Origin of the sequence: Rhizobium indigoferae (assembly GCF_034554815.1) — a bacterium.
Lineage (GTDB): Bacteria > Pseudomonadota > Alphaproteobacteria > Rhizobiales > Rhizobiaceae > Rhizobium > Rhizobium leguminosarum.
Genome location: NZ_CP140635.1, coordinates 125,786 through 150,491 on the forward strand (window position 1 = coordinate 125,786; position 24,706 = coordinate 150,491).

At 62.1% G+C, this 24,706-nt stretch carries 21 protein-coding genes and 1 pseudogene; 6 read left to right on the forward strand and 16 right to left on the reverse strand.

The annotated features are described in order from the left end of the window. The first annotated feature begins 91 nt into the window (after positions 1–91). On the forward strand, positions 92–484 hold the full coding sequence (locus U5G49_RS00670) for a PRC-barrel domain-containing protein (protein WP_018244602.1): 393 nt from the start codon (positions 92–94) through the stop codon (positions 482–484). Positions 485–533: 49 nt separating this feature from the next. Here U5G49_RS00670 and U5G49_RS00675 read toward each other — a convergent pair whose 3' ends face one another. From U5G49_RS00675 to U5G49_RS00705, 7 genes are all read right to left on the reverse strand, one after another. Next, entirely contained in the window at positions 534–2,987 is a 2,454-nt protein-coding gene (locus tag U5G49_RS00675) for a glycoside hydrolase family 2 protein (RefSeq protein WP_193446304.1), read from the reverse strand. 88 nt (positions 2,988–3,075) lie between these two features. Continuing rightward, entirely contained in the window at positions 3,076–3,471 is a 396-nt protein-coding gene (locus U5G49_RS00680) for a VOC family protein (RefSeq protein WP_193446303.1), read from the reverse strand. 48 nt (positions 3,472–3,519) lie between these two features. Beyond that, on the reverse strand, positions 3,520–4,269 hold the full coding sequence (locus U5G49_RS00685) for an ABC transporter permease (RefSeq protein ID WP_193446302.1): 750 nt from the start codon (positions 4,267–4,269) through the stop codon (positions 3,520–3,522). Continuing rightward, positions 4,266–5,210 carry an ABC transporter ATP-binding protein gene (locus U5G49_RS00690; protein WP_018244606.1) on the reverse strand — a complete coding sequence of 315 codons (945 nt, stop codon included), beginning with the start codon at positions 5,208–5,210 and terminating at the stop codon, positions 4,266–4,268. The genes U5G49_RS00685 and U5G49_RS00690 overlap by 4 nt, the downstream gene beginning before the upstream one ends. Then, positions 5,207–6,373 carry an ABC transporter permease gene (locus tag U5G49_RS00695; protein ID WP_193446301.1) on the reverse strand — a complete coding sequence of 389 codons (1,167 nt, stop codon included), beginning with the start codon at positions 6,371–6,373 and terminating at the stop codon, positions 5,207–5,209. Before U5G49_RS00695 ends, U5G49_RS00690 begins: the two co-directional genes overlap by 4 nt. A gap of 81 nt (positions 6,374–6,454) precedes the next feature. Further along, positions 6,455–7,363: a glycine betaine ABC transporter substrate-binding protein OsmF gene (gene osmF, locus U5G49_RS00700; RefSeq protein WP_003545119.1), complete on the reverse strand. Its 909-nt coding sequence runs from the start codon at positions 7,361–7,363 to the stop codon at positions 6,455–6,457. Continuing rightward, positions 7,357–7,734, reverse strand: a complete 378-nt coding sequence (locus U5G49_RS00705) for a hypothetical protein (RefSeq protein WP_193446300.1) — start codon at positions 7,732–7,734, stop codon at positions 7,357–7,359. The genes osmF and U5G49_RS00705 overlap by 7 nt, the downstream gene beginning before the upstream one ends. 49 nt (positions 7,735–7,783) lie before the next feature. Between U5G49_RS00705 and U5G49_RS00710 the strand changes: the two genes are divergently transcribed. After that, positions 7,784–9,031: a LysR family transcriptional regulator gene (locus tag U5G49_RS00710; RefSeq protein ID WP_193446515.1), complete on the forward strand. Its 1,248-nt coding sequence runs from the start codon at positions 7,784–7,786 to the stop codon at positions 9,029–9,031. Then, positions 9,028–9,756, forward strand: coding sequence for a copper homeostasis protein CutC (locus U5G49_RS00715; RefSeq protein ID WP_193446299.1), 729 nt, complete (start codon positions 9,028–9,030; stop codon positions 9,754–9,756). The genes U5G49_RS00710 and U5G49_RS00715 overlap by 4 nt, the downstream gene beginning before the upstream one ends. Before the next feature lie 302 nt (positions 9,757–10,058). Here U5G49_RS00715 and U5G49_RS00720 read toward each other — a convergent pair whose 3' ends face one another. The 9 genes from U5G49_RS00720 to U5G49_RS00760 all read right to left on the reverse strand — a co-directional run bounded on the left by U5G49_RS00720 (position 10,059) and on the right by U5G49_RS00760 (position 20,083). After that, entirely contained in the window at positions 10,059–11,162 is a 1,104-nt protein-coding gene (locus U5G49_RS00720) for a transposase (RefSeq protein ID WP_193446298.1), read from the reverse strand. A 208-nt stretch (positions 11,163–11,370) separates the two neighbouring features. Next, positions 11,371–11,748, reverse strand: a complete 378-nt coding sequence (locus U5G49_RS00725) for a hypothetical protein (protein WP_193446297.1) — start codon at positions 11,746–11,748, stop codon at positions 11,371–11,373. 266 nt (positions 11,749–12,014) lie between these two features. Beyond that, entirely contained in the window at positions 12,015–13,034 is a 1,020-nt protein-coding gene (locus U5G49_RS00730) for a zinc-binding alcohol dehydrogenase family protein (RefSeq protein WP_193446296.1), read from the reverse strand. Between the two features lie 63 nt (positions 13,035–13,097). Beyond that, positions 13,098–14,072, reverse strand: coding sequence for an ABC transporter permease (locus U5G49_RS00735; RefSeq protein WP_018244613.1), 975 nt, complete (start codon positions 14,070–14,072; stop codon positions 13,098–13,100). 27 nt (positions 14,073–14,099) lie between these two features. Next, positions 14,100–15,653: a sugar ABC transporter ATP-binding protein gene (locus U5G49_RS00740; protein ID WP_193446295.1), complete on the reverse strand. Its 1,554-nt coding sequence runs from the start codon at positions 15,651–15,653 to the stop codon at positions 14,100–14,102. 107 nt (positions 15,654–15,760) lie between these two features. Next, positions 15,761–16,750 carry an ABC transporter substrate-binding protein gene (locus U5G49_RS00745; protein ID WP_028731590.1) on the reverse strand — a complete coding sequence of 330 codons (990 nt, stop codon included), beginning with the start codon at positions 16,748–16,750 and terminating at the stop codon, positions 15,761–15,763. 208 nt (positions 16,751–16,958) lie between these two features. After that, the gene (locus tag U5G49_RS00750) at positions 16,959–17,405 is read right to left on the reverse strand and encodes an RbsD/FucU family protein (protein ID WP_018244616.1); all 447 of its coding nucleotides are present in this window, start codon (positions 17,403–17,405) and stop codon (positions 16,959–16,961) included. Positions 17,406–17,414: 9 nt separating this feature from the next. Continuing rightward, complete coding sequence (locus U5G49_RS00755) at positions 17,415–18,434, reverse strand: aldo/keto reductase (RefSeq protein WP_193446514.1); 1,020 nt, start codon at positions 18,432–18,434, stop codon at positions 17,415–17,417. 146 nt (positions 18,435–18,580) lie between these two features. Next, positions 18,581–20,083, reverse strand: coding sequence for a UxaA family hydrolase (locus U5G49_RS00760; RefSeq protein ID WP_018447674.1), 1,503 nt, complete (start codon positions 20,081–20,083; stop codon positions 18,581–18,583). 227 nt (positions 20,084–20,310) lie between these two features. On the opposite strand from U5G49_RS00760, the gene U5G49_RS00765 reads away from it, so the two are divergent. The 3 genes and pseudogenes from U5G49_RS00765 to U5G49_RS00775 all read left to right on the forward strand — a co-directional run bounded on the left by U5G49_RS00765 (position 20,311) and on the right by U5G49_RS00775 (position 24,681). Continuing rightward, complete coding sequence (locus U5G49_RS00765; RefSeq protein ID WP_018244619.1) at positions 20,311–21,210, forward strand: GntR family transcriptional regulator; 900 nt, start codon at positions 20,311–20,313, stop codon at positions 21,208–21,210. Between the two features lie 229 nt (positions 21,211–21,439). After that, positions 21,440–22,564, forward strand: a complete 1,125-nt coding sequence (locus U5G49_RS00770) for an MFS transporter (protein ID WP_193446513.1) — start codon at positions 21,440–21,442, stop codon at positions 22,562–22,564. A gap of 118 nt (positions 22,565–22,682) precedes the next feature. Then, positions 22,683–24,681: pseudogene (locus U5G49_RS00775) on the forward strand (ABC transporter ATP-binding protein/permease). Positions 24,682–24,706: the final 25 nt, after the last annotated feature.

Genomic DNA, 24,706 nt, shown 5'->3' on the forward strand with positions numbered 1-24,706 from the left:
GCACGATCATGGAAAGGATGGGGAACTTTGAGTCCGCCATGACGTTGATCTTGCATACTCACCATGAGGAAACACCAAAAGGAGGTGCACAATGTTGAACCAGGATACTGACGCCACCCGCCGTGACCCGAATGTCAAGGTCACGCACTCGCTGATCGCCAGCGACCGCGTCGAAGGCACCCGTGTCTATGGGCCTGATGGCAGGCATATCGGCTCGATCGAACGGCTGATCATCGGAAAGCTCGACGGCCGTGTCGCCTATGCCGTGCTGAGCTTCGGCGGCTTCCTGGGCATCGGTCACGACCATTATCCGCTTCCCTGGGAAAAGCTGAACTACGACACCCAGCTGGATGGCTATCGCATCGACCTGACCAAGGAGCAGATCGAAGGCGCCCCGAGCTATTCGGACGATGACGACACCTGGTACAACGACAATGGCCGCCGGGTCTATGATTACTACGGCGTGCCGCCTTACTGGATGTAACGTCGTCCGATAGGCCGAGCTGGAAGGGCCCCGCGGATGCGGGGCCTTTTTAGTGTTTGGCGACGAGATCGTTGGCCGATCGCAGCACGGTGCCGATGACAATATCGTCTGCCACGATCGTCTTTGCCGTCTTGATCACAAAGACATGGCTCTCGCCCGGCAGCAGCGTCACCAGCATCGAATCGACAACGGCATCCGGATGCAGTCGATCCGCCATCAGGCAGAGATCCTTGAGGAAGTTTTGCGCCGTCACCTTGACCTCATACCCACCGTCGATCCCGACGACATCGACCGTCAGCTGCGGTGCCGGCAAGGCACGCTCGATATCCTCGACGAAATAATGGAAGGCGCGCCGGTCGAGCATCTGCACGACGATGAGCTCGTTCTTCGGTAAGCCGGGGGTGACGATATCCTCGGGCAGCGGAAATTCCTTTGCCTCGAAACGATCGCAGAGCAGGCGCCAGAATTCGAATTCGGCCAGTACGGTGCCGTCGAGCGTCACGCGTTTGCCGCTGATCTTCGCCCGCCAGAACAGCGTCCGTTCATTGACGGCCACCGCGGCAAGTCCGCCGCCGCGCGGCTGGATCGTCAGCAGGCGCGGATCATAGGCTGCCTTCAGCGCATACCAGAGCGGCTTGCGGCGTCCGGCCGAATCGAGCGCGGCCCATGAGGTCACCGGCCAGCAATCGTTGAACTGCCAGACCACCGCACCCTTGCAGATATTCCGATGCGAGCGCATGTGTTCGACGCCAAAGCGGATGGCGCGCGCCTGGTTGAGCTGGGTGGCGAAGTGCCAGTCATCCATTGTCCGCGGCTCCGGCAAATGGCTGGACAGGCCGCGGATCAGCTTGTCATTGCCTTGTGTGGCCTTCTGATGGTGGAAGACGCCGTTCGATTGCGGCGTCAGCGGCGCGTCGTGCACGCTTTCTTCGATCGTTGCCCAGGCCGGCGGCGCCTGCCAGCCGAATTCGGAGCAGAAGCGCGGGATATAGTTGCGGTAGACCTCGTAGCCGACATCGTTCCACACGTCCCAGATATGTTTGCAGCCATGGCCGTCGGCATTGGGTTCGATCTGCATCGAGCCGGAATAGGGACTGCCGGGATAATAGGGCCGGTCCGGATCGAGTTCGACGCAGAGTTTCGGCAGCAGGTCGAGATAATAACCGAGGCCCCAGCTTTCGCCCGCCTTGATGATCGGCCGCCAGCCCCATTCGTCGAAACCCCAGATATTCTCGTTGTTGCCGTTCCAGAGGACCAGCGAGGCATGCGGCATCAGCCGCACGACATTGTCACGCACCTCCGCCTCGACCTCGCTTTTGAGCGGCTCCTCCTCCGGATAGGCGGCGCAGGCAAAGAGGAAATCCTGCCAGACCAGCATGCCGGCGCGGTCGCAGGCCTCATAGAATTCGTCGGCCTCGAAAATGCCGCCGCCCCAGACGCGCAGCATGTGGATATTGGCGGCCTTTGCCTCCTCGATCCGAGCGGCATAACGCTCAGCCGTCACCCGCGGGGGAAAACAATCGTCCGGAATCCAGTTCGCCCCGCAGATGAAAAGCGGTACGTCGTTGATGACGAAGGTGAAGGCCGAGCCATGCTCGTCGGCGGAGGTATCGAGCCGCAGCGAGCGGAACCCGAGTTCGCGCTCGTGAGCGTCGAGCAGATCGTCGCTGGCCTCGCCGATCAGCCTGATCGTCATCGGATAAAGCGGCTGCGCGCCGAGATGGTGCGGCCACCAGAGCTGCGGCGAGGGGAGGGTAAGCTCGAAGGCGATCTCGTCTTCGTCAGCGTCAATCGCCAGCGTTTTGGGTACGCCCCCGATTTCGGCGACAAGCCTCAACGGCGTCGTGCCGCCATGCCGCGCCAGCCTGGCATGCACCTTCAACAGCCCGTCGCCGCCGGCAAGTGTCGCCGACACCCGCGTTTCGGCAAGCCGCGCCCGATCCCAGCTTTCCAGCCGGACGGGCTTCCAGACGCCCGCCGTCACCAGCGTCGGCCCCCAGTCCCAGCCGAAATTGCAGGCCATCTTGCGCATCAGATTGCCCGGTCCCGGATAGTTGTTGGGACGGTAGCCGTAATGTTCTTCCATCTCCGCACCATAGGCGTAAGCCGAGCGGAAGGTGACGGTGAGTTCGTTCTGGCCAGCCTTCAGCAGCTGGGAAACATCGAAACGATAGGTGCGGTGCATGTTGAAGGTGCGGCCGATCTCTTCGCCGTTGAGGGATATCACCGCGATCGTATCGAGCCCGTCGAAGACGAGTTCCTGCACCCTGCCATCGTCAGGCATCGCCTCGAACGTGCAGCGATAGGTCCAGTCGGTCTTGCCGATCCAGTCACTGCTGATCTCGTTGACGTCGATATAGGGATCGGGGATCAGCCGGTTGGCGAGAAGGTCGAGATGCACGCAGCCCGGCACCGTTGCGGGGATTGCGGCAGGCAGGCCGGGTCTTGCTGTATCGTTACAGGAGAGCGTCCAGCCGGAATTGAGCTCGGTCTTCTCGATCATGGGCGGGCTCCTAGTTTATGCCGCTCGAAGCTGTGGGATTATCGGGAGATTGGATGTGTGCCGCCGCAATCCGGCTCGGCACGATGCGTCAGAGAAACCGGCCGTGGCGCTGCAGCACCTCGATCTTGTAGCCATCGGGATCGCTGACGAAGAAGAACAGACCGAAGAGCTTGCCGTCGCGGTTGAGCTCTATCAATTCACCCGGATTGAGCCCGAGCTTCGACAGCCGCTCCCGCTCGACCGCCACCTCCTCGACCGATACGGCGAGGTGGCCATAGGCATTGCCGAGGTCATAGGGCGCAGTCCGGCCCTTGTTGACGGTCAGTTCCAGCTCGAAGCCGGTCTCGGCATTGCTCATATAGATCAGCGTGAAGGTTTCGAAATCGACGCGGTCGGCGACCGAAAGGCCGAAGGCCCTCTCGTAGAATTCGACGGAGCGCGCCTCATCGAGAATGCGGATCATGGAGTGGATCATCTTCGCCAATTCTGCCTCCCATTCTTATCCATCAGGGCAGTCTTGGTACTCGTCCTCCTACGCCGCGCGCAAGCCGATTCTTCGCGTGATCGCCGCTTCGACCAGACCCATGGCGTCATAGATCAGCACCGCCATCAGACCGACGATCAGGCCGCCCTGCAGGATGAAGGCGGTATTGTCGGAAATCAACCCGGCGATGATGACCTCGCCGAGGCCCTTTGCCGCAACCGTCGAGCCGATCGTCGCCGTGCCGATATTGATGACGGTCGCCACCTTCAGCCCTTCGAGGATCAGCGGCAGGGCAAGCGGCAGCTCGACCCGCAGCAGCCGCTGCGTGCCGTTCATGCCCATGCCGTCGGCGGCATCGAGAACCTGCGGCGAAACCTGCTTCAAGCCGGCGACGGTGTTTTCGAAGATCGGCAGCAGGCCGTAGAGAAAGAGCGCGATCAGCGTCGGCATGGCGCCGAAGCCGGTGGCGGGAACCGCGAGTGCCAGCACCGCAACCGGCGGAAAGGTCTGCCCCGCATTGGCGATGGCGCGCGACAGCGGCAGGAAGTCAGCCCCGCTTTCCCGCGTCACGAAGATGCCGCCGACAACGGCAAGCACGGCGCTGCAGACAATCGAGCCGATCACCAGCTGCAGATGCCCGCCGGCCAGCGAGGCAAGGCTGTTCCGCGTATAGACGGCAGGCGCATTGTTGCTGGTCAGCGGCACCAGCAGGAAGGAAAGCCACTCCGTCCTGAACAGCAGGATGAGCAGCAAAGCCAGCGCCGCCAGGCGGAAGAGATTGGCGACGACGAGCTTCATGCCTTGCGGCCCAGTTCGAGAAGCCGCGTCATCGAGATCGAGCCAACCGGCGCCTTTTCGCCGTCCTGCACCGCCGCCTCGTCGACCCCCTGCCAGATCATTTCGGCCAGCGCATCACGCAGGCTGAGCGACTGCGGCAGGGCATAGGCGAGACCGTTCTTGGCCGGCTCCATGCTCTCCTTCAGCGGCAGCAGCGACATCAGCTTCAAGGCCCGGTCGGACGTGCCGGTCAATTGCTGCACGAAGGGATCGGCGGGTTCGGTGAGGATCTTTTCCGGCGTCGAGCATTGCAGCAACCTGCCCTGGCTCATCACTGCAATCTGGTTGCCGAGATGGAAGGCCTCGTCCATGTCGTGGGTGACGAGAATAACCGTCGTACCGAACTGTTTCTGGATCGCCAGCAGGTCGTCCTGCGCCTTGCCGCGGATGACGGGATCGAGCGCGCCGAAGGGTTCGTCCATCAACAGCAGTTCCGGCTCGGCCGCCAGCGCCCGGGCCACACCGACGCGCTGCTGCTGGCCGCCCGAGAGCTGGTGCGGATATTTGTCGGCAAAGGTTGCCGGATCGAGGTTGAAAAGCCCGAGCAGTTCTTCGACGCGTTTGGCGATGCGGGCGGAATCCCAATCGAGAAGCTGCGGCACGGTGGCGATATTCTGCGCCACCGTCCGGTGCGGAAACAGGCCGTGTCCCTGGATGGCATAGCCGATCTTGCGGCGAAGCTCCGTCACTGGAACGTCCATCACATTCTGTCCGCCGACTGATATTTCGCCTTCGGTGATCGGCACCAGTCGGTTGATCATCCGCATCAGCGTCGATTTGCCCGAGCCCGACGTGCCGACGATGACGGTGATCTCACCCTTCTCGACGCTCATCGAGACGTTGTCGACGACGGTGGCCGGGCCGTAGCGCTTGGTGACGTTCCTGATCTCGATCATGGTCATGCGGCGGTTCCCCGGATGCTGTCGATGACCGCATCGAGGATGACGGCCGATGAGAAGGCGAAGAAGACGGTCGGCACGGCGCCGAGCAGGACGAGATCCATGGCCGTCTGGCCGAGCCCCTGGAAGATGAAGATGCCGAAGCCGCCGCCGCCGATCAGCGCGGCGATCGTCACCATGCCGATCGCCTGCACCAGTACGATGCGGATGCCGGTGAGGATGACGGGAAAGGCGAGCGGCATGTCGATGCCGGTCAGAATCTGCAAGCGCGTCAGCCCCATGCCGGCCGCAGCATCGCGCACCGAGGGGTCGACGCCCTGAAGGCCGACGACGGTGTTGGCGACGATCGGCAGCAGCGAATAGAGCACCAGCGCAATCAAGGCAGGCGCCGTGCCGATGCCGCGGATGCCGATCGCGGCGGCGAGCGGCACATGGGTGGCGAGATAGCCGAGCGGCAGCATCAATAGGCCGAAGAGTGCCAGGCTCGGGATCGTCTGGATGAGGCTCAGCCCCTGCAGCACGATGGCCCGCAGCTTCGGCACCCAGAAGCAGAGGATGCCAAGCGGCAGGCCGAGTATAATGGCGATGGCAAGCGAGCCGAACGCCAGCAGCAGATGCGAGAGCGCTTCGGTCTCGAATTGCGGGGCCCGCGTCGAGAATTCCTTCATGATCGAAAGGCTGTCGAGCAGGCCGGAGGAGAGCGAGATGAAGAGCAGCGCCGTATAGGCTGCAAGGGCTGCCACCCGCATCCATGGCGCCAGCCGGATTTTGACAAGCGCATCTGATATCACGAGCCCGATCACCGCAAACAGCGCCCAGAAGCCGCCGCCGGGCGTCATGCGCGCTACCGTGCTGCCGGGGGGCGTTGCCGCCGTCGAGACGAGGCCGATCGCAACGATCAGCGCCGCAAGGCAGAGTGTGGCGATGACAAGCCGCGCGATCGCATTGGTGAGGAACAGCGTGGCGAAGGCGGTGAGAAGGAGAAGCACGGTCAGGATGACGACGGAAGGCTGGGGAAGAAGCTGCATCAGCAGCATCGGCTTGCCGGCGGCGATGCGGTTTGCCTTCACGTAGATGAAAGGCATCAGTGCAGTCGACGCGATGCCGCCGGCCACCAGAACCACGCCGAGCCGGTCCAGCCTGCGGACCGCTAAGGTTTCTTCCATCAAATCACCTGTCTGGCCAACATCAGCCCAACCCTATCAGCAAAGGGGGCTCCGCCCGCAATCGGGCGGAGCGAGCGATGATTACTTCAGGAAGCCCTTTTCCTTGAGATAGGCTTCGGCGACGGACTTTGCCGGCTCGCCGTCGACTTGGATCTTGGCGTTGAGCTTGCGCAACTCGTCGGCGGTCAGGCTCTTGAAGATCGGCGAGAGCACCTCCTCGATTTTCGGATTGGCCTTCAACACCTCTTCGCGGATGATCGGCGTCGGGGCATAGACCTGCTGCACGTTCTTGTCGTCTTCGAGAACGGTGAGTTCAGCCGCTTCGATGGCGCCGTCGGTGCCGTAGACCATGGCGGTGTTGACGCCGTTCGTTTGGTCGGCGGCCGCCTTGATCGTTGCCGCCGTGTCGCCGCCGGAGAGAACGACCATCTGGTCGGGCTTCAACTGGAAGCCGTAGGTCGTCTGGAAGGCGGGGAGCGCGCCGGCCGAATTGACGAATTCGGCGGAGGCGGCAAGCTTGGCGGCACCGCCGCCGGCGACCCATTTGCCGAAGTCCGTGAGGCTCTTCAGCTTGTTCGGACCGGCGACATCGCTGCGCACGGCGAGCGCCCAGGTGTTGTTGGCGGGCGACGGCGTCAGCCAGACGATCTTGTTGGCGTCGTAATCGAGCTTCTTCGCCAGCTCATAACCCTGGTCGATGTTCTTCCAGGCAGCGTCATCGGCCTTGTTGAAGAAGAAGCCGGCATTGCCGGTATATTCGGGATAGATGTCGATTTCGCCGGCGGTGATCGCCTTGCGCACGACGGGTGTTGCGCCAAGCGCGATGCGGTCCTGCGTCTTGATGCCGTTTGCTTCGAGAGCGAGCGCAATGACGTTGCCGAGCAGCGTGCCTTCGGTGTCGATCTTCGACGAAACGACGACGTCGGCGGCATGGGCCGCACCCACCGCGAAGGCGGAGAGTGAGACGGCAAGTGCGAGTTTCTTCAGCATGGAAAGTCCCCTTTTTCAAAACCATTGAATGTGGCCCAAGCCTCGGGCGGGAGGCCTGCGCATAGGAAATCCGCCGGCGAAGGCGACCAAGCCGCCATCATGCCGGAATTGCGTGCGTCATGGAAATAGCGTTCATGCCCGAAAAATCGATGCAGGCCCCCTCCAGTATTTGCGGTCGCGGCACGATTATGGCGGCGAATGCACCTCCGCGCGCGGAAACGCATTCCCTTTTCCAAGGCCGGCGCGATTTGTTTTTGTTCCCTTGCGTGTTTCCACGATATTCCCCGGCTCTTTCGCGGTTTCCCGCCGCCCGGATTTTTATGACGGCAACGATAGCCCGCCCGCCTGGAGGCAGGGATATCTTTTTTCATGAACACATCATATCGTCCGGTTTTTCCAGCGCTTTCCGGAGGTGGCCGTTTGCATCTTGGTGCCCTGTTCATCGCAAGCCATGTTCTGACCTCCGGTTCGGTCCGCGAGACCGCGCGGCGCTTCCAGCTGTCGCCCTCCACCGTCTCGACGGCAATCCATAATCTCGAGACCGAACTGGCGATGAAGCTGACGGAACGCGCTTCCGGCGAGTTGGCGACGCTGATTGCGAGCGGCAGGGTGCTGGAAGGCCTGGAGCCGATCATTGCTGCAATCGCTGAACTCGGCCAATGGGCCGGTCACGACGGCGCCGCCGCCGGGATCGACGAGGCCTGGGCATCCCGCATTCCCGTCAAGATCGTCACGATGGAGCGTTTTCTCGAAGTTGCCGACCAGGGCAGCATCAACCGGGCCGCCCGCCGCCTCCGCCTCGGTCAGCCGCAGCTTTCGCTTCAGCTTGCCAATCTTGAGAAATTTTTAGGCCATCGCCTGTTCGAGCGGCAGGCGCAGGGCTCGGTGCTGACGGAGGAGGGCAGGCGCGCCTACCAGATCTTCATGGCGATCAGCCAGGCGTGGAACGATCTCAAATCGTCGGCCGACGAGCGTTATCGGCGCACCGCCCGATCGCTACGCATCGGCTCGATCATCCCGACCGGATCGGAAAGCTGGGTGGCCCGCTGCCTGGGCACGCTGGTTTCGGAATGGAATGCACGCCGCAACAACAATGCGATCTCGCTGGTCTCGATGACCGCGGACGATCTGCGCGAGGCGCTGAAGAGCGGCCGCATCGATGTCGCGATCCTGGATTCGGTCTTCGGGCTGGAAAACTTCCGCCATCGCGAATTGCTGCAGACCGACATGGTGGTGATCGCGCCACCGGATAGCACCGAGACCAGCGTCGCCGATCTCGTCGCCGGCCACCCGATCTGCATGCCGAGCCCGCGCACCGGCCTCGGTCATGCGGCCATGGCCTTCAGCTACGAGCGCGCACCCAACTGGCGCCTGCGCGGCCAGGATATCACCGCGGCGGATTCGCTGCCGGTCATCGTCGACCTCGTCGCCAATCACGGTTACGTCTCCTTCCTCGGCCGCGTCAGCGCCATGCCGATCGCCGACAAGGTGCGCATCGTCGATCTCGACGAGCATCTGCCGATGTCCTATCACGTTGCCTTCAACCATCGAAAAGCCGCCGCCGATGCCTGCACTGTCATCATCGAGGTGGCGGCGAGAATTACCTCGGAAACCGTCGCGCGCACCATAATGCCGACGGACGCCGGAGCCAGGGAGACTGCAGCGTGACAATCTTGCTTGAAGTGTGCGTGGACAGCGCCGAGGGCCTTGCCGCCGCGATTGAAGGCGGTGCCGGGCGCATCGAGCTCTGCGCGGCGCTGGAGCTCGGCGGCCTGACGCCGCTGCCGAGCCTGATGAAGATCGCCGCCCGGGCGCCCATTCCGGTCTACGCGATGATCCGTCCTCACGCCGGCCCCTTCATCTTCGACGGGGCAGACGAGGAAGCGATGATGATCGATATCGATGCCGTGCGCGCCGCTGGCCTCGCCGGCGTCGTCATCGGCGCCAACCGGCCGGACGGTACGCTCGACATGCCGTTGATCCATCGTTTGAAGACGCATGCCGCGGGCCTCGGCTCGACGCTGCATCGCGCTTTCGATCTGGTGCCGGGCGCCGATCAGGCGCTGGAGCAGGCGGTCGAACTCGGCTGTGAACGCATCCTGACCTCCGGCTGCGCCCTGAAGGCCGCCGACGGCCTCGACACGCTGAAGCGCATTTCGGCAAAGGCGGCCGGCCGCATCGCGATCATGCCCGGCAGCGGCATCCGCCCGGCAAATGTCGGCGAGATCCTGCAGGCGACCGGCGCCCGCGAGGTCCACGGCTCCTGCAGTTCCCCGATCGAAAGCGCCGATCCACGTGCGGTCGCCTTCGGCTTCGAGGCGAAAAGCACGAACAAGACCGATGTCGCTGTTGTCCGGCAGATGCGCAGGGCGATTGAGGCGGTGGCAGGATAACGGAGCGTGAGGACAAGGGAGCATTCGTTTGTCGATGCACCCCTCAATCTCCGTCATCCCCGGCCTTGAGCCGAGGATCCATGCCTTGCTGGTGACGGAGGCCAACGTGGATCCTCGGGTCGAGCCCCATAGGCGCTAACTTAGTTGTCGATGTGCGATGGCGCGTCGCCTTCGCGGTGGCTCGCGCAGTCGATAGAGCAGCCGGGCGCTGGCGATCGCCCTGATGGGGCCGTGCAAGACGGCGATAGAGATGTTGGTGATGGCGATGGCGACGAGACGCCAGATCGGCAAAGTCGATCGGTTCAGGCCGCCAGGGGGAGAGAGTCCGGCGCCTCGGGATCGAGGGCCGGCAGGTCGTCTTCGGCCAGCAGCGCGGCGAGCAGGGCGGTGTTGATCCACAGGCGGGCCAGCTCGGCGTCCTTTGCGCGCAGGTCTTCCAAACCGATCAGCGACTTCATACGTTTGAAGGCCAGCTCGATTTGCCATCGCAGGCGATAGGTCGAAGCGAGCCGTTCCGGCGGCCAGTCGTGCGCTGCGAGCGACGTCAGCAGCACCAGATAGCCTGCCATCTCGATGCCGCCCTGGCTGGGTCTGTATCGCGCCTTGGCGGCCAACCGGCGCGCCCTTCGCCTGGCTTTCTCGGCCGCCTCAGGCGGTAAGGGTAAGATCACCACCCGTGCCGCCACCTCGACCTTGGACTTGCCGTCCTGGACCATCACGCACCGATCAAGCATGCCCTTCCCGCCCGCTTCACGGCAGAGCGCCAAGCGATCCAGCAGTTGGCCGTCGCTATCCAGCAAACGCGGGTAGTTGGAAGGGGCGCGGACCAGAAAATCGGCCCCGGCCTCAACCACCTCAGCCAGATCGGCCGCCTTGGCGTGGGCGCGGTCGGCAATCCGAAGCTCACCAGCCTTGACACCACGCGACAGTCGTTCGGCTTCATGGCGATCGGTGACTTCCACCGAACAGAGCGTCAGTCGCGACAGGTCGAACACCGTATGCACCATCCAGTAGACCCGCTTAGGCCCAGGCGGTGCAACGACCGTGGCGTCAACCGCCATCAGGCGCAGATCACCAGGCACGCCGGCGAAGGTTTCGGGGCAACGCTCGGCAAGCAACTCCGAAACCAAGCAGCCCACCCAATCGGCACTGGCCTTCAGACGCTTGAGCATCGCTACGTCGGACATCGACGCGAGCCCCCGCTGATCGGCCCAGGCCGCCAAAGTTCGAAGCGAAAACCCACCCAGCACATAGGCGAAACACAACCGCAGCAGGTCGACCGCACCGCCCACCTGTCGTTTGCGAAGCAGCGCCCCGGCCTCGCGCGCGCTACTCTCCAATTCTTCCACTGAGCCCAGTCGTCCGACCAGCTCGCCCCAATCCAATGCTTCCAACGAATCGTTCATGGCAACGGGGAATCACGTTCAGCCCGACGCCGTCAAGACAGTTAGCGCCTATGGGGTCGAGCCCGAGGATGACGGAGTGTGTGGGAAACTACGCAGCAGGTACCGCGAACATGACAAGATAGGCGCCTAACGCCGTAGGACTTTTCCGGCGCTGCCTAGCCGCCAATACTGATGACAGCCTTGATCACCCATTCTTCTCATGCGCTCATCACTCGCGGTCATGCACGACGCCCATGATCTCACCCCTGCGGGAGACACTCACGAGGAGATCGTCCCCGTCTCGCCATGCTCTGATCAGATATCGTTCACCCACGTCCCTCACATCTCTGACGCGATAACCACGCCGTTCGAGGAGGCGAACCGCATCGTCTGGCCCGAAACTGTCCCGACCCGAGCGCCATCCGCTTCGCTGGTCGTGGTGGCGATTCCATCGCTGCAGAAAATCCGTTTCCGTCTGGTTATCGTCAGGATCAGCATAGAATTCCGATCCCTGGCCTTCCTGGATGACCACCTGCGCACGGGCAGGCACCACAAGCGGCATTGTCAGCGCAATAGCCATTGCCAAGGAAGCAATTCGCATTTTCATCGCCCGCCCTTTCCATCACTCAATTGATGAACATCTGCCGAGTATCCGGCGGGCCTCACTTATGGACACTTCCGTTTTCTTCTGTGTGCTTTTTGATTGAGAAATGTTGCGCGAAATCGCGGGCGCCGGTCTGAGTCGGAACCGCGTTGTTTCCGGGCGCATCCATCAGAACGTCTTGTGGAAAGACCAAGGGCCAACGGCTCCCGGCGGGATTTGCCGGAAGCGTTCAAGACGATCGCTATGCGACTTCGTACCTTGGGATTGCCCTAGGCACCGATGCGGATCACCGCCTTGATCAGCCCATTCTTCTCATGCGCCCAGCGCGCGAGATCGCGCGGCGCATCGGCAAGCGTCGTGCGGTGGGTGATGAGTTTGTCCACCGGCACCAGCCCTTTGGCGATCGAATCCGCCACATGCTCGAAATCGACGCGGGTGGCGTTGCGGCTGCCGATCACCATCATCTCGCGCTTGTGGAATTCGGGGTCAGAGAAGCGGATATCGTCCTTGACGACGCTGACCAGCACCAGCGCGCCGCCATGGGCGACGAAGGAGAAGGCCTTTTCCATCGAAGGGCCGTACCCCGTCGCGTCGAAGACCACGTCGAAACCGTCTCCGTTGGTCTTTTCCCGTACGGCCTCCGCTGTCGCCTCCTTGGCAACGATGCCGGAGGTGAAGCCGAAGCGCTCGGATGCCATCTGCAGCCGCTCGGTGCTGGTATCGAGCAGCGTCACCTCATGGCCTGCGATGCGCGAGAAGATCGCCGCCCCGAGGCCGATCGGCCCGGCGCCGATGACGAGCGCCCGCGCTCCGACACCGGTCATCGAACGGCGCACCGCATGCGCGCCGATCGCCAGAAACTCGGTCGTCGCCGCCGCCTCGAGGCTTACACCTTTGGCGGCATAGAGGTTCTCGGCGGGAACCGAAATCTCCTCGCAGAAGGCGCCATCCGTATGGACGCCGAGCACCTTGATATTGGTGCAGCAATTCGGCTTGCCCTGACGGCAGGCGATACATTGCCCGCAGGAGAGATAGGGATTGACGATGACAGGCGTGCCGACTGCGATAGTGACGCCGTCGCCCGCTTCCAGCACCGTCGCCGAGATCTCATGCCCCATTACCCGGGGATATTCGAGGAAGGGATGTTTGCCCTCGAAGATGTGGTAATCGGTGCCGCAGATGCCGACATGGCTGACGGCAAGCCGCACCCAGCCGGCGGCGGGAGCCGCTGGCGAAGGGCGCTCGACGATATCGAGCACGCCGGGCTCCCGGCAAAGAACTGCTTTCATGACGGGTCTCGCATTCCTGAAATGGAAGAAGCCGGCTTGTTCAGGCCGGCTGTCTCTTGTCGCTCAATTGCTCTTGCGGCGGCGCAGCTGGTCGAAGAACACGATCACGATGATCAAGAGACCGGTGATGATACGCTGCCAGAAGGAGTTGACGTTCAGAAGGTTCGCGCCGTTGTTGATGGTGGCGAGAATGAACGCGCCGATCAGCGGGCCGTGCACAGAGCCGACCGCGCCGAACAGGCTGGTGCCGCCGATAACGGAGGAGGCGATCGCCTGCAGTTCCCAGCCGTCGGCCTGTGTCGCATTGCCGATGGCGATGCGCGAGGCCAGCAGCACGCCGACGAAGGCGGCGAAGGAGGCCGAGAGGATATAGGCAAGGTAGATCATGCCCTTGACGTTGACGCCGGAAAGGCGCGCCGCCTCGGCATTCGAACCGACCGCGAAGAGATAGCGGCCCCAACGGCTCAGATGCAGGAAGATGAAGGAGGGGACCGCCACCAGGATGACCATCCAGAACAGGCTCGGAATACTGAGCAAATCGGCGCGGGCGAAATTGCTGAAGCCCTCATTGGTAATGTTGATCGTCGAACCGTTGGTGATCAGCAGGCCGATGCCGCGCAGCGATGTCAGGGTTGCCAGCGTGATGATGAACGGCGGCAGGCCCATATGCACGATGCCGAAGCCATGGAAGGCGCCGATCGCCACACCCATGAGCAGCGTCAGCGCGATCGCACCCCATACCGGTACGCCCGCCTGCAGCAGCCAGGCGATGATCACGGTGCAGAAGCCGACAATGGCGCCGACCGAAAGGTCGATGCCGGCGGTGATGATGACGAAGGTTTGGCCGAGTGCGAGGATCGCCGTCATCGCGCCCTGACGCAGCAGGTTCGAGATGTTGAGCGGCGTCCAGAAGCTCGGGGTGACAACGGCGAGCACGATCCAGAGGAAGATCAGCAGGCCGATCAGCGTCAGGCCGAACAGGATGTTCATTTTCCGGCGCGGCGGCGGTGCGACGATTTCTGTGGGGGTGGCAGTCATGAATTTTCTCCCTCTTATTCTTTTGGCTCAGACGCCGATCGCTTCGCTGAGCACTTGTTCATGCGTCGCCGCGTGGAAATCATGGCTCGCGACGATTTTGCCGGCGCGGAAGACGTGCAGCCGGTCGGCCAGTTCGTAGACCTCGGGCAGGTAGGAGGAGATCAGGATGATGCCCGCGCCGTCCTTCAGAAGCTTGGCGAACAGCCGGTAGATTTCCGCCTTGGTACCGACGTCGACGCCGACGGTCGGCTCGTCAAAGATGAAGAGCCGGGCGCCGTGGCTCAGCCACTTGCCGATGACGATCTTCTGCTGGTTGCCGCCCGACATGCTGGAGGCCGGAACGCGCCGGCTCGGCGTCTTGATGCTGAGATCGCGGATCTGCTTGTCGGCATTGGCCGATTCGCGTGCGTGATTGATGACGGGGCCGTGGCTGAGGCGCCCGAACACCGGCAGGTTGATGTTGAGGCCGATCGGCAGGTTGAGGCAAAGCCCCTGGTCGCGCCGGCTTTCGGGCGCGAGCGCAATGCCGAGTTCCATGGCGGTGCGTTCGTTGCGGATATCGACACGTTTGCCCCTCCAGTGGATTTCGCCGGCGCTGATCGGCTGGCGTCCGTAGAGGCCGAGCGCGAATTCGCTGCGGCCGGCGCCGATCAGCCCGTAGAGGCCGACGATCTGTCCTGCCTTGACGCTGAGCGACACGTCTTCGAAGCCCGGGCCGGAGAGGCCCTTGACCTCGACGATCGTCTCGCCGATCGCAATCTCTTCCTTGTGGTAGATCTGCTCGATTGAGCGGTTGATCATCAAAGCGATCAGTTCGGCATCGTTGGTCTCGCCGATCAGTCGTGTGCCGACATGCGTGCCGTCGCGCAGCACCGAGACACGGTCGGCCAGCTCGAACACTTCCTCCATACGGTGGCTGATATAGACGATCGTGACGCCTTCGCCCTGCAGGCGGCGGATCAGCTTGAAGAGCTGCGCCGATTCCTGGCGCGTCAGATAGGCCGTGGGTTCGTCGAAGATCAGGAACTGCGTGCCGCGCATCGCCGCGCGCGCCGTCGCCACCAGCTGCTGCTGGCCGATCGTCAGCGAGCTCAACAGCGCACCGGCCGGCAGGCCGAAGCCGAGATCGTCAAGCACGGCCTGCGCCATCTTCTCCATCTGCTTCTTGCGCATCAGGCCGTAGCGGTTGACCTCGTCGCCGAGGAAAAGATTGGCGGCAACCGTCAGGTGCCGGCAGAGCACGACTTCCTGGTGGACGGCGTTGATGCCGCGGGCGATCGCCTCGTTCGGCGTCGACAGCCCCACCGGCTGGCCGCACCACAGCACTTCGCCCGCCGTGCGGGTAATGACGCCGGTCAGCAATTTGATAAGGGTGGATTTGCCGGCGCCGTTTTCCCCGACGATGGCGTGGATTCCACCGGCAAGGAAGGTCAGCGTCGCTGGCTTCAGCGCCTGCACATGACCATAATTCTTCTGCAGGCCCTTGAGTTCGAGGATAGGCGATCCGGCGGGAATTCGATTGGCTTCTTTCAGCGTCGCGCTGTCATCATGGCGATGACTGACCTCTTCCAGTCCGATCATGGACCTCTCCTCCTTGTGTCGCCTCTGCTCTCCATCCCGCACAAAACATACCACGGATGGAAAAGGCCGCGCCGGTTTTTGAAGCCGGCGCGGCCTGTCTGTTTTTGTTACTTGATCTTCGGGTTCAGTAGCGCGTCGATCTTCGGATCGGCCATGTTCGCCTTGGTGACGAGATTGGCACCGGTATCGACATTTTCCGGAACCTTCTCGCCCTTGGAGACGGCAAGCGCGGTCTTCACGCCGTCATAGCCCATGCGATAGGGGTCCTGAACGACGAGGCCGGCGATCGCACCATCCTTGAGGAAGCCCACCGTCTTGTCGTCGCTGTCGAAGCCGATGACCTTGATCTTGTCGCCGAGCTTGTTTTCGGCGATCGCCTGGCCAACGCCCTGCGCCAGAATGAGGTTCGAGGCGAAGACGCCGACGAGGTTCGGGTTGGCCGTGATCAGGTCTGTCATCATGTTGAGGCCGGTCGTCGCCTGGCCGTCGCCATACTTGTCGGCGATGACCTTCAGGCCGGGATGCTTGGTCTTGATCTGATCCAGGAAGCCTTCGCGGCGCTGCTCCAGCGAGCCGACGCCGGGAAGATTGGTGAGGATGACGATATCGCCTTCTTCCTTGCCGGTCATCTCCTTGATAGCGGCGGCCAGACCGTCAGCGGCGATGCGGCCGCCCTGAACGTTGTCGGTCGTCAGGAACGACTTGAACGCCTTGGAGTCGGCGCCTGAGTCGATGCCGATGATCGGAACCGACTTGGCGGCTTCATCGATCGGCTTGCCGAGCGCCTTGAATTCGGTCGGCGAAATGACGACGGCAGCCGGCTTGCCGGCAACGGCGTTCTCCAGAATGCTGATCTGGCCGTTGACGTCGGATTCGGCCTGTGCGCCGAGTTCCGGCACGTTGACGCCGAGATCCTTGCCGGCCTTGCGGGCGCCGGCCAGGACGATCTGCCAGTAGAAGGACGTCGTGTCCTTGACGATGATCGGGATCGTCACGTCGGCGGCAAACGACGTTGCCGGCATCGCCGTGGCGATGACTGCGGCACCTGCAAGCGCGGTAAAGGCGCGGCGGGACAGAAGGGATTTCACGATACTCATAAGGGTTCTCCTCTCAGGGTGCGTTCTCCTCCAAATAAATCGGCCGCTGAACGCAGGCGGACGATTTTTATCGATAAAAAACATTTGCCGGGTGAAGCTAGCCGAGGCGCAATCAAATTGCAAGAGCGCCAAACCGGCTTTTTTTCTTTGGCAAACTCCTGCCAAGCAACTGATTTTATTCCAATACCACGATACCCTAAAATAGGGATCAGGCCATGTCGACCTCATCAGGATGGACTACGCCTTTTTTCAAAATCAGGTTGCCGTACAGCCGGAATTCCGTCGTCGCGACGATGTAGGTGGCCTTGCGAGCCATCGCGTAGAAAGCAAAACGCTCTACCGGCACGATGCGGAAATCGCCGGCGTGCTTGGAAACGATCTGCTGGAATTCGGTGCAGACCTCCGGCATCGCATCGGGATCGCCGACCACCTCCATCCGCCACGCCGCTTCCGGCACGAACGTGTCGAGCGGCATATGCGTCAGGATAGCCTCGGCCATCGCAGTGGCGCTGACGCCGTCGGCGCGGATGACCGGCGGGCCCATCGAGCCCGAGGGAAAATTGGCGTCTGATATGACGATGTCGTCGCCATGCCCCATGGTCTTCAGCGCATGAAGCAGGTCGGGTCCAAGCAGCGGATGAATACCCTTGAGCATGGTCTCTCCTCAGACTCGGACGGCTTCGGCGCCGAGCGGCGGCGCGACCAGCGTATAGGGTTCGAATTCGGCATAGATCTCGTCGGCAAGCCGCGGCTCGACGATCTCCATGTTGCGCGTCAGGCTGGACGGCTTGGCCGTGCCGATCAGCACTGAGGCGACGATCGCCTCGCGTAGCGGAAACTGCAGGGCGGGCGCTGCCAGCGATACGCCGTGACTTTTGGCGATCGCCTCCATGGCGCCGACCTTGGCAAGCACGTCGTCATCAGCCGGCATATAGTCGAAATGCGAACCCGGCACCGGGCCGGTGGCGAGGATGCCGGAATTGAAGACGCCGCCGACGACGAGCGACGTGCCCTTCTGCCGGCAGAGCGGCAGCAGTTCGGCGACGGCCGAGCGGTCGAGCAGCGTGTAGCGGCCGGCAAGCAGGATGCAGTCGAGATCGGCATGGCGCATGACGTCGAGGCAGACGGGCACCTCGTTGACGCCGAGGCCGAAGGCGGAGATCGCGCCGGACGACTTGAGTTCCTCCAGCGCCTTCACGCCGGAATCGAGAAACTGCTTCTGGTGGACCGCGTTTTTCGCCGCGCCATGTGTGTAGACGCCGAGATCGTGCACATAAAGAATATCGATGCGGTTGAGGCCGAGGCGCGCATAGCTGAACTCGACCGAGCGCATGATGCCGTCATAGGAATAGTCGTAATCGGCGTCGAAGGAGAGCGGGTCGACATAGCTGTAATCAGGCACGGTGCCGGTCGGCACCGGCCGAAGCAGCCGGCCGACCTTGGTGGAAAGCACGTAACTGCCATCCGGCTGGTCGCGCAGGAAATCGCCGACCCGCCGCTCGGCAAGGCCGAGCCCATACCAGGGTGCCACGTCGAAATAGCGGATGCCGCTGTCCCAGGCCGCCTGCAGCGTGTCGATCGCCTGCTCGCGCGGGCATGCGCGGTAGAGACCGCCGAGAGCGGCGGCACCGAAACTGATTTCGGTCACCTCCAGCTTGGTCTTACCGATCCGTCTCGTCTTCATCATGCCTCCTCGCGAAGAACTTGAGCTTGGTCTATGGAGCAATCCCAGGAAAAGTGTGAAGCGGTTTTCCGTCCGGGATTGCGTACTTCAAATCAATCCCAGGAAAAGTGTGAAGCGGTTTTCCTGGGATTGCGTCAAAGCAAGGGTTAGAGCGTCGCACCCAGATGCCAGGGCACGAATTCATTGTCGCCGTAGCCGAAGAGCTCGCTCTTGGTCTTCTTGCCTGATGCCGTATCGACGATCAGGTCGAAGATCTCGCGGCCCTTGCCGCTGATCGTCGCATCGCCGGTGGCGATCGTGCCGCAATCGATGTCCATGTCCTCTTCCATCGAGGCATAGAGCGCCGAATTGCTGGAAAGCTTCAGCGACGGCGCCGGCCGGCAACCGAAGCAGCTGCCGCGGCCCGTCGTAAAGGCGATCATGTTTGCCCCACCGGCCACCTGGCCGGTCGCCGAGACCGGGTCGTAGCCGGGCGTATCCATGAAGACGAGGCCGGGGGCCGTGACCCGCTCGGCATAACCATAGACCGCCGTCAGCGGCGAGCGCCCACCCTTGGCGACCGCGCCCAGCGATTTTTCAAGGATGGTCGTCAGCCCGCCGCGCTTGTTGCCGGGCGACGGATTGTTGTCGAGCGAGGCGCCGTGCAGCGCGACGTAATCTTCCCACCAGGCGATCTTGTCATCGAGCTTCTTTGCCACCTCGTCGCTGACGGCTCGGCTGCGCAAAAGGTGCTCCGCACCGTAGATTTCCGAAGTCTCCGACAGGATCGCCGTACCGCCGGCCGCCGCCAGCAGATCGGCTGCGACACCGAGCGCCGGATTGGCGGTGATGCCGGAAAAGCCGTCCGAGCCGCCGCATTGCAGGCCGATGATGATCTCACCGATCGACATCGGCACGCGCTTTTCCTTGCCGACATCGGCAGCGATCTCGCGCAGCATGCCCATGGCGCGCTCGACTGCGCGGCGCGAACCGCCGGCATCCTGGATGTTGAAATGCCGCTTCGAGGCGCCGGCGCCGCTCTGGCCGTACAGCGTCAGCTGGTTGACCTCGCAGCCGAGGCCGATCATCAGCACGCCGCCGAAATTCACATGTCTGGTGTAGCCGGCGAGCGTCCTATGCAGCACGTTCATGCCGTCGCCGGTCGAGCTCATGCCGCAGCCCTGGTCGTGGACGATCGGCACGAAACCGTCGATGCCCTCGTAATGCGGCAGGATCGTCCGGTTCGCCTCGTCGGCGATCGCCCGGCAGACCGTGGTGGAACAGTTCACGCTGGCGATGATGCCGATATAGTTGCGCGTCGCCGCCCGCCCGTCGGCGCGGCGATAGCCCATGAAGGTGCGCGCCTTGTCATCGGTGGTCGCCGTTTCCGGCGCCGAATTGGCGGTCGCCGCCAGCCTGTCGTTTTCGAAATGCAGGTTGTGGCTGTGCACATGGTCGCCGGCCTTGACCTCGGCCGTCGTGCGGCCGATCGCCTGTCCGTATTTGACCACGGGTGATCCGAGCGGAATATCCGCAATCGCCACCTTGTGGCCGGGGTCGATCTTCTCACGGGTCTGAATGCCGGCAACCGTCGAACCCGGCGCAATTGCCGCCGTTGCGACCGCGACATTGTCGCCGGCCGAAAGGATGATCCAAGGCAGTTTGTCCAAGTCTCTATCTCCCTGGGAAAGGCTCGCTACATCGGCGAAAGCGCATTGATTTTGTTTTTTATCTACAATAAACATTTTCAAGTCAACGGGAATATTGATCCTGTGGACGAGGGAGGCAATGAGCCGCAGGCGACCGGAATTAAGCTAAAGGTCGTTTGAACAAGCCCCGGTCCGCTCCGTCCTGCTTTGAAGCGGGCGACGGTCACGAGGGCGGAAAGCGGGGTCTGGTGGCAAGGCAGAATACGGTCTTCAAGGAAGCCTACAACAGGTATGCCGCAGCCCTGCGCACGGATACGGCGCTGCCCTCGGAACCGGAGATCGCCGCCCAGCTCGGCGTCAGCCGCTCGACGGCGCGCGCCATCCTGACGCGGCTGAGCGAAGAAGGCATCATCCGCTGGAACAAACGCCAGAAGATCGTGCTGCGCCAGCCGACTGACCACGACCTCTTTCCCTCCGAAGAAACCGATTCCCTGCACGATATTATCGAGCGCAGCTTCATGCAGCGCATCCTTGCCGATGATGCAGCACCCGGCATGCAGATCAACGAATTGGAGCTTGCCCGCGAGATCGGCACCGGCACGACCAGCGTACGCGAATTCCTGATCCGTTTCTCCCGCTTCGGCCTCATCGAGAAACGCCCGAACAGCCACTGGACGCTCAAAGGATTCACCCGCGAATTCGCGCTTGAGCTTGCCGATGTGCGCGAGATGTTCGAGCTGCATTCCGCCGCCGAATTCGGCCGGCTTTCCAGGGATAATCAGAGCTGGGCCGATCTTGCCGCCATCCGCGACGAACATCACGCCATGCTTGCCGACATCAACCAGCGCTTCAAGGATTTCTCCGTCCTCGATGAGCGCTTCCATTTGCTGATCCACCGCGCCTCGAAGAACCGCTTCATCGCCGATTTCTACGACGCGATCGCCATCGTCTTCCACTATCACTACCAGTGGAACAAGACCGCCGCCCGCCAGCGCAACGAGCGCGCCATCCACGAACATCTGGATTATATCGCAGCCCTCGAATCCCGCGACCAGGCGGCAATCGAAACCGCCTGCCGCGCGCATCTGCACTCCGCCCGCCAGACCCTCCTGCAATCCCTGCCGCAGATCGCCACCGAAACCGCCTGAGGTGGGGAGGGCAACGCCAGGAAAGCGTTGTCTTACGGAGCGGATGCCAGCCCTGGCACGTTTCGGCGCGACGGGGACATTTATAAATCCGTCACGATATGTCGGCAAAACCTCTGGGCTGGTCCGGATGCCGGGTCAAAGCTATAGAAATAACCTCCTCGATGCGCATGGTCGACGCATCCACCGTTTGCGATGCGCGATGATCATGAATGGAGAGCAAGTTTCACCGATGGAAAACACCTCTGCGCCCTCCAGCAATATCGAATGGACGCTGGCTGATTTCCTGAGCACCTATCGCTATTGGGCTGTGTTTTTTTCCTCACTTCTTTTGGCAATCGGCGGACAAGGTTTCAGCACGGTCTTTCCCTTGATCTCGCAAATGGCCGGCAGCAGCGCTCAGACGATCGGGATCTTCTATTTCGGCTCCACTCTTGGCTGGGTTGCCGGTGCCTTCCTGGCGTTTATCGTCGCGAGCCGCCATGGTCGGTCGGCTTTGATTTCGCCCATTCTCGTCTGTGCCATTGTCGCCATCAGTTTTCTGCCAGCGCCTGCATTGTGGGGATCGCCGGCGTTTCTGTTTTTGTTTGGTGTGGTGTTCGGCACGGTTCGGGCCGTTTTCCCCCTCGCGATCGCGATATTCCTGGTGGGCGGGCGACCGGGCAAAATCGACTTCGGCTGCGCCCTCACTCTCCTGTCAACGACGATCCTGATCTCAGCCTTTGCTCCGATCGGCGCGTCGTGGTTATACGGCCTCGATCTAGGCGCCGTGCCTGTCGTTTCGGCTTTCCTGGCCTGCCTGCTTCTTGCTGTCATATTGCTGGTGCCGGCCGGAAACCTGGCCTTCGATGAAGCTCCGCGTCCGCGACACACGCCGCTTGCGCCGCGCCGGCGATCCCCACTCCTGGTCGCTGTCATCCTGGTCATGCCGCCGATCCTGATTTTTCTGATGGCGATTGGCGTCCATCTGTTTCAAGCGAATGATGCCGACGTCACCTCTTCCCCCGTCACGCTGCTTTTAGCACTTCTGGTCTTTGGCATTGCCGTGGCCGCCTTTATCTATCTGGCCTATTGGGTCTATCGCATCCATGGGGAACTGGCGGGCGCCGCACGGTCGCAGCGCCTGCTAACGCCGCTTGCTGGCATGCTGATCGCCATCCTCGTGCCGCTCGGATTGCCGGTTCTTGTCATGACCCTTGGTGATCTCCTCAATCATCGCGCACGCGACAGAGGCGATGGAAGTTTGATTTCGATTGCCTGGCTCGGGATCTGGAGCTTCATCTTGCCGCCGGTCGCGATCGGAATGATCCAGAACGCGGCAAACGAAAGCTATGGCATGGGCTCAGACTCGGCGTAATAGCGACAGCACGGTCGCGGTCTTCCGGTGATTGCCTGATTTTCTCGACAAGCCCTCTGATGCGATGTTCGCCACCGGCATCATGAAACATTTCGATGTGTAAGCCGTTATCGCGCTTATGACCGACGCTAAACTCAAACCGAAATCGGTCGACGGTACCGAAGCGCACGGTGCCGGGAACTCGCCCCAGGAGACGGCATCGACTGTCGAGGTCATGCCGCCGCCAGATGTCATCGAACCCGATCCGGAGCTGACGCCTGAAGAGGCCGAGCAGGCGCGCAAGCGGTATCTGCTCAAGCGTTTCTGGATCAGCGCGCGCCGTTACTGGGGCCGCGGTGGCGACAAATTCGCGTGGCCCTTCTCGATCGGGCTATTGGCGATGATCGGCATGAATGTCGGCTTCCAGTACGGAATCAATCTGTGGAACCGTGGGATCTTTGACGCCATAGAGCGACACGATGCCGGCACCGTCTATTTCCTGAGCGCCGTATTCGTGCCGCTTGTGCTCGGAACTGTAGCCATTGTCACGATACAAGTCGCCGTTCGCATGATGATCCAACGTCGCTGGCGTTCCTGGCTGACAACAGCCGTCATCGCGCGCTGGCTCGCAAACGGCCGTTACTATCAGTTGAATCTTATCGGCGGCGACCACAAGAACCCCGAAGCGCGCATTTCCGAGGATTTGCGGATTGCCACCGAAGCACCCGTCGATTTCATCGCCGGTGTCATTTCCGCATTTCTGGCAGCCTCGACTTTCATCGTGGTGCTCTGGACGATCGGTGGGGCCCTCACTCTTCCGATCGCAGGTTTCACCGTTACCATTCCCGGCTTTCTTGTCATCACTGCGGTCCTCTACGCGGCGATCACCTCCAGCTCGATGGCGGTCATCGGCCGCTATTTCGTCCACGTCTCCGAGGCCAAAAATCAAGCAGAAGCCGAGTTTCGCTACACGCTGACGCATGTCAGGGAAAACGGCGAGAGTATCGCCTTGCTCGGTGGCGAAGAGGAGGAGCGTAACGACCTCGACAAAACCTTCGCCAATGTGCTCAAGCAATGGGCGCTCCTTGCCCGCCAGCACATGCGCACGACGCTTGTGTCGCATGGATCGATGCTGATTGCGCCTGTCGTGCCGGTCCTGCTTTGCGCGCCAAAATTTCTCGAAGGCAGCATGACCCTCGGGCAGGTCATGCAAGCCGCCTCTGCTTTTGCCATCGTTCAGGGCGCGTTCGGCTGGCTGGTCGACAACTATCCCCGTCTTGCCGATTGGAATGCCTGTGCACGGCGCATCGCCTCGCTGATGATGTCGCTCGACGGGCTGGAGCGCGCCGAACAGAGCGACTCGCTCGGGCGCATCAAGCATGGTGAAACCGAAGGCGAGTCGATGCTCAGCCTCAACGATCTCTCCGTGTCGCTTGACGATGGCACCGCCGTGGTCACGGAAACCCGAGTCGAGATCGAACCCGGCGAACGGGTGCTCGTGGCCGGCGAATCCGGGTCCGGCAAGAGCACGCTGGTGCGGGCCATCTCAGGACTCTGGCCGTGGGGTAGCGGTAGCGTCAATTTCCACGCCGACAGGCGATTGTTCATGTTGCCGCAACGGCCCTACATCCCGTCCGGCACGCTTCGCCGTGCCGTCGCCTATCCTGGCGCCGCCGATAGCTGGACGCCGGACGAGATCAAGGCGGCGCTCGCCAAGGTGGGACTGGATTATCTGAACGACAAGATCGAGGAAGATGCGCCATGGGACCAGACCTTGTCCGGCGGCGAAAAGCAGCGGCTCGCCTTTGCGCGTCTGCTGCTACACCAACCCGATATCATCGTGCTGGATGAAGCAACGGCAGCACTCGATGAGAAGAGCCAGGATAAGATGATGCAAATGGTGATCGATGAACTGCCTGAAGTCACCATCGTCAGCGTCGCGCATCGCGCCGAGCTGGAAGCCTTCCATAGCCGCAAGATCACCTTGGAGCGGCGCAAGGGCGGCGCAAAGCTTGTCAGCGATATCGATCTTATCAAGCGCAAGAGAAAACGGAACTTGCTGTCCCGCGTTTTGAAGAAACCCCTCCATGCCGAAAGTCAGCACGACCTCGAATAAGGACAGCGCAGTCCCAGAATAGAAATTGTCCGTTTGGCCATAGAACC

Bases quoted from the DNA above. Each gene is read 5' to 3' on its own strand.
- U5G49_RS00755 (WP_193446514.1), bottom strand. From the start codon at position 18,434: ATGAAGACGAGACGGATCGGTAAGACCAAGCTGGAGGTGACCGAAATC.
- U5G49_RS00740 (WP_193446295.1), bottom strand. From the start codon at position 15,653: ATGATCGGACTGGAAGAGGTCAGTCATCGCCATGATGACAGCGCGACG.
- osmF (WP_003545119.1), bottom strand. From the start codon at position 7,363: ATGCTGAAGAAACTCGCACTTGCCGTCTCACTCTCCGCCTTCGCGGTG.
- U5G49_RS00770 (WP_193446513.1), top strand. From the start codon at position 21,440: ATGGAAAACACCTCTGCGCCCTCCAGCAATATCGAATGGACGCTGGCT.
- U5G49_RS00750 (WP_018244616.1), bottom strand. From the start codon at position 17,405: ATGCTCAAGGGTATTCATCCGCTGCTTGGACCCGACCTGCTTCATGCG.
- U5G49_RS00685 (WP_193446302.1), bottom strand. From the start codon at position 4,269: ATGAAGCTCGTCGTCGCCAATCTCTTCCGCCTGGCGGCGCTGGCTTTG.
- U5G49_RS00690 (WP_018244606.1), bottom strand. From the start codon at position 5,210: ATGACCATGATCGAGATCAGGAACGTCACCAAGCGCTACGGCCCGGCC.
- U5G49_RS00745 (WP_028731590.1), bottom strand. From the start codon at position 16,750: ATGAGTATCGTGAAATCCCTTCTGTCCCGCCGCGCCTTTACCGCGCTT.
- U5G49_RS00735 (WP_018244613.1), bottom strand. From the start codon at position 14,072: ATGACTGCCACCCCCACAGAAATCGTCGCACCGCCGCCGCGCCGGAAA.
- U5G49_RS00725 (WP_193446297.1), bottom strand. From the start codon at position 11,748: ATGAAAATGCGAATTGCTTCCTTGGCAATGGCTATTGCGCTGACAATG.
- U5G49_RS00675 (WP_193446304.1), bottom strand. From the start codon at position 2,987: ATGATCGAGAAGACCGAGCTCAATTCCGGCTGGACGCTCTCCTGTAAC.
- U5G49_RS00730 (WP_193446296.1), bottom strand. From the start codon at position 13,034: ATGAAAGCAGTTCTTTGCCGGGAGCCCGGCGTGCTCGATATCGTCGAG.
- U5G49_RS00705 (WP_193446300.1), bottom strand. From the start codon at position 7,734: ATGAAAAAAGATATCCCTGCCTCCAGGCGGGCGGGCTATCGTTGCCGT.
- U5G49_RS00695 (WP_193446301.1), bottom strand. From the start codon at position 6,373: ATGGAAGAAACCTTAGCGGTCCGCAGGCTGGACCGGCTCGGCGTGGTT.
- U5G49_RS00670 (WP_018244602.1), top strand. From the start codon at position 92: ATGTTGAACCAGGATACTGACGCCACCCGCCGTGACCCGAATGTCAAG.
- U5G49_RS00720 (WP_193446298.1), bottom strand. From the start codon at position 11,162: ATGAACGATTCGTTGGAAGCATTGGATTGGGGCGAGCTGGTCGGACGA.